Annotated in this window: 11 protein-coding genes; 3 read left to right on the top strand and 8 right to left on the bottom strand. The window is 74.0% G+C overall.

Translation table 11 applies throughout. The features are described from left to right. Positions 1 to 81 precede the first annotated feature (81 nt). The 7 genes from ABEB07_RS35815 to rsmI all read right to left on the bottom strand — a co-directional run bounded on the left by ABEB07_RS35815 (position 82) and on the right by rsmI (position 7,872). Complete coding sequence (locus tag ABEB07_RS35815; protein WP_345672240.1) at positions 82 to 1,899, bottom strand: ABC-F family ATP-binding cassette domain-containing protein; 1,818 nt, start codon at positions 1,897 to 1,899, stop codon at positions 82 to 84. Between the two features lie 93 nt (positions 1,900 to 1,992). Next, positions 1,993 to 2,886, bottom strand: coding sequence for a 4-(cytidine 5'-diphospho)-2-C-methyl-D-erythritol kinase (locus ABEB07_RS35810; RefSeq protein ID WP_345672239.1), 894 nt, complete (start codon positions 2,884 to 2,886; stop codon positions 1,993 to 1,995). After that, on the bottom strand, positions 2,883 to 3,821 hold the full coding sequence (gene rsmA, locus ABEB07_RS35805; RefSeq protein ID WP_345672238.1) for a 16S rRNA (adenine(1518)-N(6)/adenine(1519)-N(6))-dimethyltransferase RsmA: 939 nt from the start codon (positions 3,819 to 3,821) through the stop codon (positions 2,883 to 2,885). Before rsmA ends, ABEB07_RS35810 begins: the two co-directional genes overlap by 4 nt. A gap of 118 nt (positions 3,822 to 3,939) precedes the next feature. Then, positions 3,940 to 5,253, bottom strand: coding sequence for a ubiquitin-like domain-containing protein (locus ABEB07_RS35800; protein ID WP_345672237.1), 1,314 nt, complete (start codon positions 5,251 to 5,253; stop codon positions 3,940 to 3,942). Between the two features lie 115 nt (positions 5,254 to 5,368). Continuing rightward, positions 5,369 to 6,247, bottom strand: a complete 879-nt coding sequence (locus ABEB07_RS35795) for a TatD family hydrolase (protein ID WP_345672236.1) — start codon at positions 6,245 to 6,247, stop codon at positions 5,369 to 5,371. A 74-nt stretch (positions 6,248 to 6,321) separates the two neighbouring features. Then, complete coding sequence (locus ABEB07_RS35790) at positions 6,322 to 6,750, bottom strand: hypothetical protein (RefSeq protein WP_345672234.1); 429 nt, start codon at positions 6,748 to 6,750, stop codon at positions 6,322 to 6,324. Positions 6,751 to 7,026: 276 nt separating this feature from the next. Then, a complete protein-coding gene (gene rsmI, locus ABEB07_RS35785; RefSeq protein WP_176149333.1) occupies positions 7,027 to 7,872 on the bottom strand; it encodes a 16S rRNA (cytidine(1402)-2'-O)-methyltransferase in 846 nt (281 codons plus the stop codon). Between the two features lie 187 nt (positions 7,873 to 8,059). Between rsmI and ABEB07_RS35780 the strand changes: the two genes are divergently transcribed. From ABEB07_RS35780 to ABEB07_RS35770, 3 genes are all read left to right on the top strand, one after another. Continuing rightward, entirely contained in the window at positions 8,060 to 9,808 is a 1,749-nt protein-coding gene (locus ABEB07_RS35780) for a dolichyl-phosphate-mannose--protein mannosyltransferase (RefSeq protein ID WP_345672233.1), read from the top strand. Positions 9,809 to 10,030: 222 nt separating this feature from the next. Beyond that, positions 10,031 to 11,653 (top strand): penicillin-binding transpeptidase domain-containing protein, encoded by a 1,623-nt coding sequence (locus tag ABEB07_RS35775; RefSeq protein ID WP_345672232.1) that lies wholly within the window; start codon positions 10,031 to 10,033, stop codon positions 11,651 to 11,653. 247 nt (positions 11,654 to 11,900) lie between these two features. After that, the gene (locus ABEB07_RS35770) at positions 11,901 to 13,565 is read left to right on the top strand and encodes a penicillin-binding transpeptidase domain-containing protein (RefSeq protein ID WP_345672231.1); all 1,665 of its coding nucleotides are present in this window, start codon (positions 11,901 to 11,903) and stop codon (positions 13,563 to 13,565) included. Between the two features lie 112 nt (positions 13,566 to 13,677). On the opposite strand, the gene ABEB07_RS35765 is transcribed toward ABEB07_RS35770, so the two are convergent. Then, positions 13,678 to 14,040, bottom strand: a complete 363-nt coding sequence (locus ABEB07_RS35765; protein ID WP_164589661.1) for an SsgA family sporulation/cell division regulator — start codon at positions 14,038 to 14,040, stop codon at positions 13,678 to 13,680. Positions 14,041 to 14,135 lie beyond the last annotated feature (95 nt).

The raw sequence follows: 14,135 nt of genomic DNA, 5'->3' as shown, positions 1-14,135 counted from the left end.
TGCCGCCGTTACGGCGCGCCGGGAATCCGCCGGAAACCGGCACGCGCCCTTCACACGGCGCACGCGCCCCCCGTCACGCGCCTAGGCGTCCTCGGCGAGTTCGAGCCAGCGCAGCTCCAGTTCCTCGCGCTCGGCGGCCAGGTCCCGCAGTTCGGCGTCGAGTTCGGCCACCTTCCCGAAGTCCGTGGCGTTCTCGGCGATCCGGGCGTGGAGCTTGCTCTCCTTGTCGGAGATCCGGTCCAACTGCCGCTCGATCTTCTGGAGTTCCTTCTTGGCGGCGCGCTGCTCGGCGGCGCTCTTCTCGGAGCCGCCGGAGGTCTCGGCGGCGGGCGCCGGGGCCGGGGCGGCGGCCGCGGCCCGCTGCTCCATGCCGTGGCGGCGCTCCAGGTACTCGTCGATGCCGCGCGGCAGCATCCGCAGCGTGCCGTCGCCGAGGAGGGCCTGCACCGTGTCGGTGGTGCGCTCGATGAAGAACCGGTCGTGGGAGATCACGATCATCGAGCCGGGCCAGCCGTCGAGGACGTCCTCCAGCTGGGTGAGGGTCTCGATGTCGAGGTCGTTGGTGGGCTCGTCGAGGAAGAGGACGTTGGGCTCGGCCATCAGCAGGCGCAGCAGCTGGAGCCGCCGCCGCTCGCCGCCGGACAGGTCGCCCACCGGCGTCCACTGCTTCTCCTTGCCGAAGCCGAACGTCTCGCACAGCTGGCCCGCGGTCATCTCCCGGCCCTTGCCGAGGTCGACGCGCTCGCGCACGTCCTGCACGGCCTCCAGGACCCGCTTGGCGGGGTCGAGTTCGGCGACCTCCTGGGAGAGGTAGGCCAGCTTGACGGTCTTGCCGACGGCGATCCGGCCGCCCGCGGGCTGCGCCTCGCCCTCGGTGCGGGCGGCCTCGGCCATGGCCCGCAGCAGGGAGGTCTTGCCGGCGCCGTTGACGCCGACCAGGCCGATGCGGTCGCCGGGGCCGAGCTGCCAGGTGACGTGCTCCATCAGCACCTTGGGGCCGGCCTGGACGGTCACGTCCTCCAGGTCGAAGACGGTCTTGCCGAGCCGGGAGGAGGCGAACTTCATCAGCTCGCCGCTGTCGCGCGGCGGCGGCACGTCCTTGATCAGCTCGTTGGCCGCCTCGACGCGGAAGCGCGGCTTGGAGGTGCGGGCGGGGGCGCCGCGGCGCAGCCAGGCCAGCTCCTTGCGGACCAGGTTCTGCCGCTTGACCTCCTCGGTGGCGGCGATGCGCTCGCGTTCGGCGCGGGCGAAGACGTAGTCGGAGTAGCCGCCCTCGTACTCGTAGACGTCGCCGCGCTGGACGTCCCACATGCGGGTGCAGACCTGGTCGAGGAACCACCGGTCGTGGGTGACGCAGACGAGCGCCGAGCGGCGGCCGCGCAGGTGCGCGGCGAGCCAGGAGATGCCTTCGACGTCGAGGTGGTTGGTGGGCTCGTCCAGGACGACCAGGTCCTGTTCCTCGATGAGCAGCTTGGCCAGCGCGATGCGCCGCCGCTCGCCGCCGGACAGCGGTCCGATGACGGTGTCCAGCCCCTTGGGGAAGCCGGGCAGGTCGAGGCCGCCGAACAGGCCGGTCAGCACGTCGCGGATCTTGGCGTTGCCCGCCCACTCGTGGTCGGCGAGGTCGCCGATGACCTCGTGCCGCACGGTGGCCTCGGGGTCCAGCGAGTCGTGCTGGGTGAGGACGCCCAGACGCAGCGCGCCGGAGTGGGTGACCCGTCCGGTGTCCGCGTCCTCCAGCTTGGCGAGCATCCGGATGAGCGTGGTCTTGCCGTCGCCGTTGCGCCCGACGACGCCGATCCGGTCCCCTTCGGACACGCCGAGCGAGACACCGTCGAGCAGGGCACGGGTGCCGTACACCTTGCTGACGTTCTCGACATTGACCAGGTTGACGGCCATTTCACTCCTGCCCGGGGGGATGGATCAGCCTTCAAGCGTAGGGCCTCCGGGGGGCGGCCCGGAGCGCGGTCCCGCTGAGCCCTCCGGCGGCCGTCAGAGCAGCGTCGCGCCCGGGGCCGGGGAGGCGGCGGCGCGGGTGGTGCGGCAGGTGCCGGAGGTCTGGAGGGTCCGGGCGATCTCGGTCGCCGCGGCGGCGTCCGGGGCGAGGAAGGCCGTCGTCGGGCCCGAGCCGGAGACCAGGGCGGCCAGGGCGCCGGCCGCGCGGCCCGCCGCGAGGGTGGCGGCCAGGGACGGGCGCAGGGAGAGCGCGGCGGGCTGGAGGTCGTTGGAGAGGGCGGCCGCGAGCGCGTGGACGTCGCCCTTGGCCAGCGCGGTCAGCAGGTCCTCGGAGGCGGCCGGCTCGGGGACGTCGGCCTGCGCGGTGAGGCGGTCGAACTCGGCGTAGACCGCCGGTGTGGACAGTCCGCCGTCGGCGACGGCGAACACCCAGTGGAAGGCGCCGCCCACCTCCAGCGGCCGCAGCCTCTCGCCCCGGCCGGTGCCGAGCGCCGCCCCGCCGACCAGGCTGAACGGCACGTCGCTGCCGAGTTCGGCGCAGATGCCGAGGAGTTCGTCGCGGGAGGCGCCGGTGCCCCACAGCGCGTCGCAGGCGAGCAGCGCGCCCGCGCCGTCCGCGCTGCCGCCGGCCATGCCGCCGGCCACCGGGATGTCCTTGGCGATGTGCAGGTGCACGCGGGCGTCGCGGCCGTACCGCTCGGCGAGCGCGAGGGCCGCGCGGGCGGCCAGGTTGGTGCGGTCCAGGGGAACCTGGGCGGCGTCCGGGCCCGAGCAGGTCACCCGCAGCTCGTCGGCCTCGGTGACGGTGACCTCGTCGTACAGGCCGACCGCGAGGAAGACGTTGGCCAGGTCGTGGAAGCCGTCGGGCCGGGCGGCGCCGACCGCGAGCTGGACGTTGACCTTGGCGGGGACGCGGACGGTGACGCTCACTGGTTTCCGGGCTCCTCGTGCTCGGTGACGCGGGTCTCGGCGGCGCGTTCGCCAGGGGTACGGTCGCGGTCCTCGCGGACGCGGTGTTCGGCGATGCGGGCGAACTCCTCGACGGTCAGGGCCTCGCCCCGCGCCTGCGGGGACACCCCGGCCGCGACCAGCGCCGCCTCGGCCGCCGCCGCCGAACCGGCCCAGCCGGCCAGCGCGGCCCGCAGGGTCTTGCGGCGCTGCGCGAAGGCCGCGTCGACCACGGCGAAGACCTCGCGCCGGGTGGCGCTGGTCCGGATCGGCTCGGTGCGCCGGACCAGGGAGACCAGTCCACTGTCGACGTTCGGCGCGGGCCAGAACACGTTCCGGCCGATCGCGCCGGCCCGCTTCACCTCGGCGTACCAGTTCGCCTTCACGGACGGCACGCCGTACACCTTCGAACCGGGCGCGGCGGCGAGCCGGTCGGCGACCTCGGCCTGCACCATCACGAGGGTGCGCTCGATGCTCGGGAAGGTTTCGAGCATGTGCAGCAGCACGGGCACGGCGACGTTGTACGGCAGGTTCGCGACCAGCGCGGTGGGGGCCGGTCCGGGCAGCTCGCCTACGTGCATCGCGTCCGAGTGGACCAGCGCGAACCGGTCGGCGCGCTCGGGCATCCGGGCGGCGACCGTCGCGGGCAGCGCACCGGCGAGCACGTCGTCGATCTCCACCGCCACGACCCGCTCGGCGGCCTCCAGCAAAGCCAGGGTGAGGGAGCCGAGCCCCGGCCCGACCTCCACGACCACGTCCTCGGGACGGACGCCGGCGGTGCGGACGATACGGCGGACGGTGTTCGCGTCGATCACGAAGTTCTGGCCGCGCTGCTTGGTGGGACGCACACCGAGGGCCGCCGCCAGCTCACGAATGTCGGCGGGGCCCAGCAGGGCGTCAGGGGTGGGGCTGCTCACCGCACCAGGGTACGGGGGCGCGGTACGCCCGGTGACCGAGGCCGCCGGGCGCGGTGCGCGGTGCGCGGTGCGCGGTGCGCGGTGCGCGGTACATCGCGGCGCCGGGCCGCCGGGGCGGTCACGCGTGCAGGCGGGCGCCGCACTGGGGCCAGGGGCTCGGGCCCCGGCGCACGTAGAGCTCCTTGGCGCGGTCCGTCTGCTCCGCCGCCGGCGCGTCCTGCGGGCGGCCCCGGCCGCCGAGGCCGTGCCAGGTGACCTCGTCGAGCTGGTAGAGGCCGCCGTACGTGCCCGACGGGTCCACCGCGTCCGCCCGGCCGCCCGACTCGCAGCGCGCCAGGCCCGCCCAGTCCAGCCGGTCGGCGTCGCGCACCGTCGCCGGGTGGGCCCGGGTGCCGACCCTGACGAGCTGGGTGCGCGGGGCGCGCACCACCTCCGAGGCGACGCGCCGGGGCCGCTCCCGCACGCCGTTGACGGTGCGCAGCGTGTACGTCACCCGGCGCACCCCGGGCTCGCCGGGCCGCTCCACGACCTCCGTGCCCGAGAACAGCGTCGGATCGGCGACGCGCCGGACGCCGAAGGGCACCGGTTCCTCGCGCACCTCCCGCGCCCCGGTGATCCGCAGCACCGTGACGGTCTGCCCGTCGCGCGGGAAGCCGTCCGGCGGGACCGAGGTGGCGTCCTGCCCGCTCAGCGTGACCCCGGCCTCCGCCACCGCCTCCGCGACGGTGGCCGCGTTGGTGCGCACGGTGCGCGCCCGGCCGTCCGCCATGACGGTGACCGTGCGTTCGGTGCGCACGTCGAGGGCGAGGCCCGCGCGGCCGATCGGCTGGGAGCGCGCCAGGGACAGATACGCGCCCTCCGTCCGCACCCCCCACTGCCGGAGCGCGCCCTCCACCGTGCGCGCCGTGGTCCACGCCTGGCGCCGGCGCCCGTCGAGGGTGAGCCGTACCGGCCGCCCGTGCCGGACCGCGATCGCGTCGCCGCTGCGCAGCGGGGCGCCGGGGGCGGGCGCCACCGTGTCGTGCGCCCCCAGCGGCACGCCCTCCTCGGCCAGCAACTCGGAGACGTCGTCGGCGAAGGTGTGCAGGGTGCGCGGCCGGCCGTCGACGGTCAGCTCGATCGCCTTGTCCTGGGCGACGAACGCCGTGGTGCCGCCGGCCAGGAACGCCACCACCAGCGCCTGCGGCAGCAGCCGGCGCACCCCTGTCTCCGGGCGGCCCGGGTACGGCGGCCGCGCCCCGCGCCGCCGCAGCCCGCGCCCGGCGCCGCCGGACCGCGCCTGCCGGGGCAGCGCCGCCGGGGCGAGTGCGTAGGCGGGCCGGTAGGTGTCGTCGTACGGCGCGCCCTGCCCCGGCGGCTCGGTCCATTCGTACGGCTCGGTCGGCGCGTGCCGTTCGGACGACTCGTACGACTCGTAGGGCGTTGTGCTCACACCGACACGCTCCAGGGGCCGAGGTCGCGAGGGCCCGGATCGGGCCCCCAGAACCTAGCGGAGCGTCCGTCACTCTCCAAAGCGACCCGACTACCCTGCGTACGTCACCGCACGCTCAGTAGTCGAAGGCGCGTGCGGTGTTCGCGGCGAGCGCCGAGGCCAGCGCGTCCTCCCCGATGCCCCGCACCGCCGCCATCGCCCGCACCGTGACCGGGACGAGGTACGGCGCGTTGGGCCGTCCGCGGTAGGGCGCCGGAGTGAGGAAGGGCGCGTCGGTCTCCACCAGGACCAGCTCCAGCGGGGCGACGGCGAGGGCGTCGCGCAGATTCTGGGCGTTCTTGAAGGTGACGTTGCCGGCGAAGGACATGAAGTAGCCCGCGCGGGCGCACACCTCGGCCATCTCCGCGTCGCCCGAGTAGCAGTGGAACACCGTCCGCTCGGGCGCGCCCTCCTCCTTCAGCACGCGCAGCACGTCGGCGTGGGCGTCGCGGTCGTGGATGACGAGGGCCTTGCCGTGCCGCTTGGCCATCTCGATGTGGGCGCGGAAGGAGCGCTCCTGGGCGGCCTTGCCCTCGGGGCCGGTGCGGAAGTGGTCGAGGCCGGTCTCGCCGACGCCCCTGACCTGGGGCAGCGCGGCCAGCCGGTCGATCTCGGCCAGCGCCTCGTCCAGCGCCGCGTCGCCGCCGGCCTGCCGGGCGCCCTGGCGTGACCAGCCGTCGGGGTCCCCGTGGACGATGCGGGGCGCCTCGTTCGGGTGCAGGGCGACCGCCGCGTGGACGTTCTCGTACGTCGCGGCGGTCTCGGCGGCCCAGCGCGAGCCCGCGAGGTCGCAGCCGACCTGGACGACCGTGGTCACCCCCACCGACGCGGCCTTGGCCAGGCCCTCCTCGACCGTGCCGGACTGCATGTCGAGGTGGGTGTGGGAGTCGGCGACCGGTATCCGGAGCGTTTCCGGGAGCGGGGGCGCCGCGTTCTTGTCGGCGGGTGCAGGCATGCTCCGATCCTACGGAAGGAGCACGCCCCCACCCGCGCCGAAGCGGTGCGGGTGGGGGCGGTGGGCCCCGCTCCTCAGTCCGCCTTGCGGTGGTGGAACGGGTGCAGCAGGTCGGACAGGTGCCAGTGGTGGTCGCCCTCCGGCCTGCGGTCCGCCGCCTCCTCCCCGGGCGCGGACTCGGACGCGGGCGCCGTCACCGGCCCCGCCGGGCGCTGCCGCCGGTCGTGCAGATGGCTCTGCGCGGACGAGACCCGTCCGGCCGTCATGATCCGCACGACGTGGCCGTCGCAGTTCTGGCAGCTGGGCCGGCTCAGCGGCGAGGGCACGACGTGGCCGTCGGCGACGTAGAGCACGAAGTCGTGCCCGTCGGCGTCCGTGTGGTGCTCTATCTCGTACGACTGCTCCCACCCGTGCCCGCAGCGCATGCAGGCGAAGGAGTACGACTCGTTGACGACGGCCGTGGCAGTACCGCGGTGGCCGGTCTGCCCTGCTATCTCGCTCATGCCAGCTCCTCGTGTCCGCTGGACGAAGGGACCGGTGCGTCCCTGTCCTCCAGTGGACGCCTCCGGCGGCGCGGACGCAGCGGCCCTGTCGAGTGTTGGAGCCGATTTGGGCGGCGCTTGCCCAAGGGGCCCCCGAACGGCAGGTATCGCTTTGCGTTCACGAAACGCCGCTTTGCTCCCCCATGGGGCGCGCGCTCATGAGAGATACGCCCTGCTCAGCGGGGGTGTGAGCAAGGTCCCACCAGCTGCCCCGCCGTCAACCGGCGTACGCGGCCCTCAGCCGGCGTGCTTGGCCGCCACCACCGCGTCGAAGACCTCGCGCTTGGGCAGGCCGGCCTCCGCCGCGACCGCCGCGATGGCCTCCTTGCGCCGCTCGCCCGCCTCCTCGCGCACCCGCACCCGGCGCACCAGCTCCTCGGGGCCGATCTCCTCGGCGCCCTTCTCCGGCGCCCCCTCGACCACCACCGTGATCTCGCCGCGCACGCCCTCGGCGGCCCACGCGGCCAGCTCGCCGAGCCCGCCGCGCCGTACCTCCTCGTAGGTCTTGGTCAGCTCCCGGCACACCGCGGCGCGCCGCTCGGCGCCGAACACCTCGGCCATCGCCGCGAGCGTGTCGTCGAGCCGGTGCGGGGCCTCGAAGTAGACGAGGGTGCGCCGCTCGGCGGCGACCTCGCGCAGCCGGGACAGCCGCTCGCCCGCCTTGCGCGGCAGGAACCCCTCGAAGCAGAACCGGTCGACCGGCAGCCCGGACAGCGCCAGCGCGGTCAGCACCGCGGACGGCCCGGGCACGGCGGTCACCCGCAGGTCCTTCTCGACGGCCGCGGCCACGAGCCGGTAGCCGGGGTCGGAGACGGACGGCATGCCCGCGTCGGTCACCAGCAGCACCCGCGCCCCGCCGAGCAGTTCCTCGACCAGCTCCGGCGTCCGGGCGGCCTCGTTGCCCTCGAAGTAGGACACGATCCGCCCCCTGGGCGTCACGCCCAGCGCCTGCGTCAGCCGGCGCAGCCGCCGGGTGTCCTCGGCGGCGACCACGTCGGCGTCGGCCAGTTCCGCGGCGAGCCGGGGCGGCGCGTCCTGGACGTCGCCGATGGGAGTGCCAGCCAAGACAAGGGTTCCAGTCACCTCCCCATCCTCTCAAGCCCGCGCCGGGCGCCCGCCCCCAGCACCGCCCCGCCCCCTCCCGGAGCCCGCCGCGAGGCCGCCGAGAGGCTGCCGCGGGGCCGCCGAGAGGCCGCCCCGGACACGGACGCACCCCACCCGTACCGCCCATGCACGGGACTCACACAGCGCCGTTCCCTACGATGGCGCGGTGACCAGTACCGCGTCCTCCACGGACCCCCGGCAGGACCTGGCCCCGTACGACCGGCAGCCGACGTGGCGGCAGCGGCTGCGCCGCTTCGGCCACGAGGCGGCCCCGGCCGGGCCCGCAGGCGACGTACGCGACCGGCTGGCGCCCCCGTACGCCGAGCCGGGCCCCCGGCTGTGGACGGCCCTCGGCCTCCCGGCCGGGTTCGTCCACTTCCTCGTGCGCTGGTCGGGCTGGACCGGTCCGCTGCTGGTCACGCTGCTGGCGGGCGTGCTGCGCTTCTGGCACCTGGGCAGCCCGCACGCGGTGATATTCGACGAGACGTACTACGCCAAGGACGCGTGGGCGATCGTCCACCACGGCTACGAGGTCAACTGGGACAAGAACGCCAACGACCTGATCCTCAGCAGCCACGGCCACCTCGCGATCCCGTCGGACGCGGCGTACGTCGTGCACCCGCCGGTCGGCAAGTACGTGATCGGCCTGGGCGAGCTGATGTTCGGGTTCAACCCGTTCGGCTGGCGCTTCATGACGGCCCTGCTCGGCACGCTCTCGGTGCTGATGCTGTGCCGGATCGGCCGCCGCCTGTTCCGCTCCACCTTCCTGGGCTGCCTGGCGGGCACGCTGATGGCGGTGGACGGGCTGCACTTCGTGATGAGCCGCACCTCGCTGCTCGACGGCGTGCTGATGTTCTTCGTGCTGGCCGCCTTCGGCTGTCTGCTGATCGACCGCGACAAGGCGCGGGCGAGACTGGCCGCCGCGCTGCCGGTGGACGCCGACGGCCGGGTGCGGCCGGACGCGCGGATCGCGGAGAGCGCCCGGCTGGGACTGCGGCCCTGGCGCTGGACGGCGGGCCTGATGCTGGGCCTGGCGATCGGCACCAAGTGGAACGGTCTCTACGTCCTGGCCGCGTTCTGCGTGATGGCGGTGCTGTGGGACGTGGGCGCGCGCCGGGTGGCCGGCGCCCGGCGCCCGTACGTCGCGGTGCTCCGGCACGACCTGGGCTGGGCCTTCCTGGCGACGGTGCCGGTCGCGATCGTCACCTACCTCTGCTCCTGGATCGGCTGGATCCTCTCCCCCACCGACGGCACGGGCGGCTACTTCCGCAACTGGGCGGCGACCGACGGCAAGGGCGGCGCCTTCTCCTTCCTGCCGGACTGGCTGCGCAGCCTGTGGCACTACGAGCACGAGGTCTACAAGTTCCACGTCGGCCTGTCCTCGCCGCACACCTACCAGTCCAACCCGTGGAGCTGGCTCGTCGACGGCCGCCCGGTGTCGTACTTCTACGAGTCGCCCGCGCCCGGCGCCGACGGCTGCCCGGCCGACGCCGGCGAGAAGTGCGCCCGCGAGGTCCTCGCGCTGGGCACGCCGATGCTGTGGTGGGCGGCGTGCGCCGCGCTGGTCTACGTGCTGTGGCGCTGGTTCTTCCGCCGCGACTGGCGCGCGGGCGCCATCGCCTGCGGCGTCGCGGCCGGCTACCTGCCCTGGTTCCTGTACCAGGAGCGGACGATCTTCTTCTTCTACGCCGTCGTGTTCGTCCCGTTCCTGTGCCTGGCGGTTACGATGCTGGTCGGCGCGATCCTCGGCCCGCCCGGCGCCTCGGACACCCGCCGGGTGGCGGGCGCGACGGGCGCGGGCGTCCTGGTCCTCCTCATCACCTGGAACTTCATCTACTTCTGGCCCCTGTACACCGGCACCGCGATCCCGATCCAGGACTGGCGGGCGCGGATGTGGCTGGATACGTGGGTGTAGGCGGGCGGGAGGTCGGCGGCGCGGCCGCCCGCACCGTTCACATACGTGGCCGAATGGGCCCATCCGGGTCAGCCCGCTGATTGCTGTTCGGACAAGTTCCCCGGGCCTCGGTGACCCCGGGCCGCCGCTGCGCATACAGTGCAAGGCGCAGACAGTCTTTGAACGCGTTCAATAATCGCGCGGGTGAGGGCTTCCGGGGCGGAACGGGGAGGGAGCGCGCTGATGCGCAAGGGGGCCAAGGCCGCGATAGTCGGCGGGGTGTTCGTCGTGTTCGTGGGCGGGGCGGCGTACGGCGGGTACAACCTGCTGTCCGCGCTGCACGGGACGGCGGTCGCCGACACCCCCGCGCCGGTGCGGACCGGGCCGCCGAACGCGGCCGAGGTGAAGGACGCCTCGGCGAAGTTCTTCGCGGCCTGGGCCAAGGGCGACGCGACGACCGCCGCCTCGTACACCAACTTCCCCGACGCCGCCCGGTCGCTGCTGTCGTCCTACGGGCACGACGCGCACATCGGCCACGTGAAGATCACGCCGGGCGCCGCCGCCGGGGCCACCGTGCCCTTCTCGGTCACGGCCACCGTCTCCTTCGACGGCGAGTCCAAGCCGCTCGCCTACCGCAGCCGGCTGACCGTCGTGCGCGGCACCAACAGCCACCGGCCGCTCGTCGACTGGCAGCCCTCGGTCGTCCATCCCGACCTGCGGACCGGCGACACGCTCGTCACCGGCGCGTCCGCCGCCCCGCCGATCCAGGCCGTCGACCGCCACGGCACCGTGCTCACGAAGGACGACTACCCCTCGCTCGGGCCGATCCTGGACGAGCTGCGGGCCAAGTACGGCGACAAGGCGGGCGGCACCCCGGCGATCGAGCTGAGCATCCACCACGAGAACGCCGACGCCGCCGAGACCCCGCTCCTCACCCTCGCCAAGGGCAAGGCGGGCAAGCTGCGCACCACGCTCAGCGCACGCGTCCAGGCGGCGGCCGAGCAGGCGGTGCAGAAGTACGCCGAGTCCTCGGTGGTCGCCGTGCAGGCGTCCTCCGGCGAGGTGCTCGCGGTCGCCAACCACCGCCAGGACGCCTTCAACGCGGCGTTCCTCGGACAGCTCGCCCCCGGCTCCACCATGAAGATCATCACCGCCGCCGCCCTCATCGACAACGGCCTCACCACGGCGAGCGGCCCCGCGCCCTGCCTGGACGACGTGCTGTGGGAGGGGCAGACCTTCCACAACCTCACGGGCATGAAGGCGAACGAGCACGCCACCCTCTCCGAGAGCTTCGCCCGCTCCTGCAACACCGCCTTCATCAAGTTCACCCCCAAGCTCAAGACCGACTCCCTCACCCGGGAGGCCCAGGACCGCTTCGGGCTCGGCCGGGACGACTGGAAGACCGGCATCCCCTCCTACGACGGCTCGGTGCCCGCGGTCAGCGGCCCGGACCGGGCGGCCAACCTGATCGGCCAGGGCCAGGTGCAGATGAGCCCGCTGAACATGGCCTCGGTGACCGCCACCGCGCTCACCGGCCGGTTCCGGCAGCCGATCCTCGTCGCGCCGGGCCTGGACGACCGCGAGATCGCCACCGCCCAGGGCCTGCCGGCCGCCACGTCCGCCCAGTTGCGGCAGATGATGAACCGCACCGCCACCACCGGCACCGGCGCCGTCGCGATGTCCGGGCTGAGCGGCAGCATCGGCGCCAAGACCGGCTCCGCCGAGGTGGACGGGCAGGCCAAGTCAAACAGCTGGTTCACCGGCTACCGCGACGACGCCGCGGCCGCCGCGATGACCCAGGAGGGCGGCCACGGCGGCGACGCGGCCGGCCCGATCGTGGCAGCGGTCCTGCGCGCGGCCGGCTGAGGCCCTGCGGCCAGTTGAGGCGCCGCGGCCGGCTGAGGCGCCGTGGCCGGCCGTTGGGCCGGTCGGGTCCGTCCGGATGCGGCGGCGGAGCGATTGTCGCAGGTTGGCTACGGTCGGCCCCACGGCGTCAACCTGGCGTGACGGGACCCTAGGCTGGTCGCCGTCGTTGGGTCCGTGAGGCACAAGCGCGCACGAGGACGACGGCAGCACGGGCGGCGGGGCCCCGGATCGCGGAGGACGGACGGCAGTGGGCAAGAGAAGGCGCGTCACCGAGCGACGGAAGAAGCGTCCGGCCGTGATCGGCGCACTGGCCGCCGTGATCGTCGGCGGCGCCGGCATCGGCGCCTACGCGCTGTACGGCGGCGGCGCCGAGGCCGAGGGCCGCACCACGTCGGCGGGCGCCGTGAAGAAGGTGAAGACCGGCCCGCTCACCGCCCTGGAGGTGCAGACCACCGCCGGACGGTTCCTGACGGCCTGGCAGCAGGGCCGCACCGCCCAGGCCGCGGCGGCGACCAGCGACTCGGCGGCGGCCACCGCCCTGCTCACCGCGTACGCCAAGGACGCGCACCTCACCGGCGTCACCCTGACCGAGGGCACGCCCAGCGGCGGCAAGGTGCCGTTCTCCGTGAAGGCGACGGTGGCGTACAAGGGCGTGACCGCGCCGCTGCGTTACGACAGCGCGCTGAACGTCGTACGCCGTACCGCCGACGGCGCGCCGGTCGTCGACTGGCGCCCCGCCGTCGTCCACCCCGACCTCAGGGACGGCGACCGGCTCGTCACCGGCGCCTCCGGCACCCCGCCGGTCAAGGCCCTGGACCGGGACGGCCACGAGCTGACCGCCGCCGCCTACCCGTCGCTCGGCACGGTGCTGGACGGACTGCGCGACAAGTACGGCAGGATCGCCGGCGGCAGGGCGGGCGTCGAGCTGCGCATCGTGCGCGGCGCGGCGGCGAAGAAGGACAAGCTGTCCGACAAGACGCTCGCCGAACTGAGCAAGGGCACCCCGGGCACGGTCCGCACGACGCTGAGCCCCACCCTCCAGGCGGCGGCCGAGCGGCAGGTGGCCAAGCGGGACCGGTCCGCGGTGGTCGTCCTGCGGCCGTCCACCGGTGAGATCCTCGCGGTGGCCAACGCCGGCCACGGCTTCGACACCGCCCTCCAGGGCTCCCTCGCGCCCGGCTCCACCATGAAGATCATCACCTCGTCGCTCCTGATCGACAAGAAACTCGCTTCGGTGGACAAAACGCACCCGTGCCCGAAGACGTTCACCTTCGGCGGCTGGAAGTTCCACAACGACGACGACTTCGAGATCAAGGACGGCACCTTCAAGGCGAGCTTCGCCCGCTCGTGCAACACCGCCTTCATCAGCCAGGCGGGCAAGCTGAAGAACGACGACCTGACCCGCCAGGCCCAGCAGGTGTTCGGCCTGTCGAGGGACGACTGGGCGATCGGGGTGCCGTCCTTCGACGGCGCGGTGCCGGTGCAGTCGGCGGCCCAGATGGCGGCCTCGCTCATCGGCCAGGGCGGGGTGCGGATGAACCCGCTGAACATGGCCTCGGTGGCCGCGACCGTGAAGACCGGGACCTTCCACCAGCCGTACCTGGTCTCCCCGTCCGTGGACCACCGCAAGCTCGCCACCGCCTCGCGCACCCTGTCCGCGGACACCCTCGCCCAGCTGCGCGAGCTGATGCGGTACACCGCCGAGTCCGGCACGGCCGCCGAGGCGATGGCCGGGCTCGGCCCGGACTACGGCGCGAAGACCGGCTCCGCCGAGGTGGACGGGCAGAAGAAACCCAACGGCTGGTTCACCGCCTACCGCGGCGACCTCGCCGCGGCCGGCGTCGTCCAGGCCGGCGGCCACGGCGGCGACACGGCGGGCCCGATCGTGGCGTCCCTGCTGAAAACGGGCTGACCGGCCCCGCTGACGGACATGCGCTGAACGTCCCCGCTGACGGACACGTACGGAACGGCCCCGCCGGCGGACAGGTGCGGAACGTCTCCGCCGGGGCCGGACCGCGCGGCCGCTACCGGTGCGCCACCGCCGGCGCCTCCGCGGCCGCCGCCGTATAGGTGCGCCGCAGGAACCTGGTCAGCGTCCGCGTCTCGAACTGGACCACCGACACGCCTCCCGCCGAGTGGAACTCGACCACCGCCTGTACCCGGCCGCACGGCCACACCCGCACCTCACCGGTGCCGGTCGGGGCCCGCAGGCCCTGTTCGAGCAGCGCGCGGGAGAACGTCCACTCGTGCCGGTCGGGCAGCCTGACCCGCACGGAGCGCGGCTCCTCGGGGTCGTAGCGCAGGACGACCGGTACGGCGCCGGGATCGTCGCGCGGATCGTCGTCGGTGACTATGTGGGCTCGTGCGTACTGTTCGACTACCGACATCGGACGACCCCTTACGCTCGGTGACCCCCACAAGAGATGCTCATCCTCTTGAATCCCCGTTCCCTCCAATGTCGCACATTTCCCGGAGAGCGCTT

Source organism: Streptomyces similanensis, assembly GCF_039543625.1.
GTDB lineage: Bacteria > Actinomycetota > Actinomycetes > Streptomycetales > Streptomycetaceae > Streptomyces > Streptomyces similanensis.
Note: the sequence above shows the minus strand (reverse complement) of the source record. Positions and strands in the feature narration are given on the sequence as shown.

Coding starts and splice junctions, on each gene's coding strand:
- ABEB07_RS35815 (WP_345672240.1), bottom strand. CDS start 1,899: ATGGCCGTCAACCTGGTCAATGTCGAGAACGTCAGCAAGGTGTACGGC.
- ABEB07_RS35795 (WP_345672236.1), bottom strand. CDS start 6,247: ATGCCTGCACCCGCCGACAAGAACGCGGCGCCCCCGCTCCCGGAAACG.
- ABEB07_RS35790 (WP_345672234.1), bottom strand. CDS start 6,750: ATGAGCGAGATAGCAGGGCAGACCGGCCACCGCGGTACTGCCACGGCC.
- ABEB07_RS35775 (WP_345672232.1), top strand. CDS start 10,031: ATGCGCAAGGGGGCCAAGGCCGCGATAGTCGGCGGGGTGTTCGTCGTG.
- ABEB07_RS35765 (WP_164589661.1), bottom strand. CDS start 14,040: ATGTCGGTAGTCGAACAGTACGCACGAGCCCACATAGTCACCGACGAC.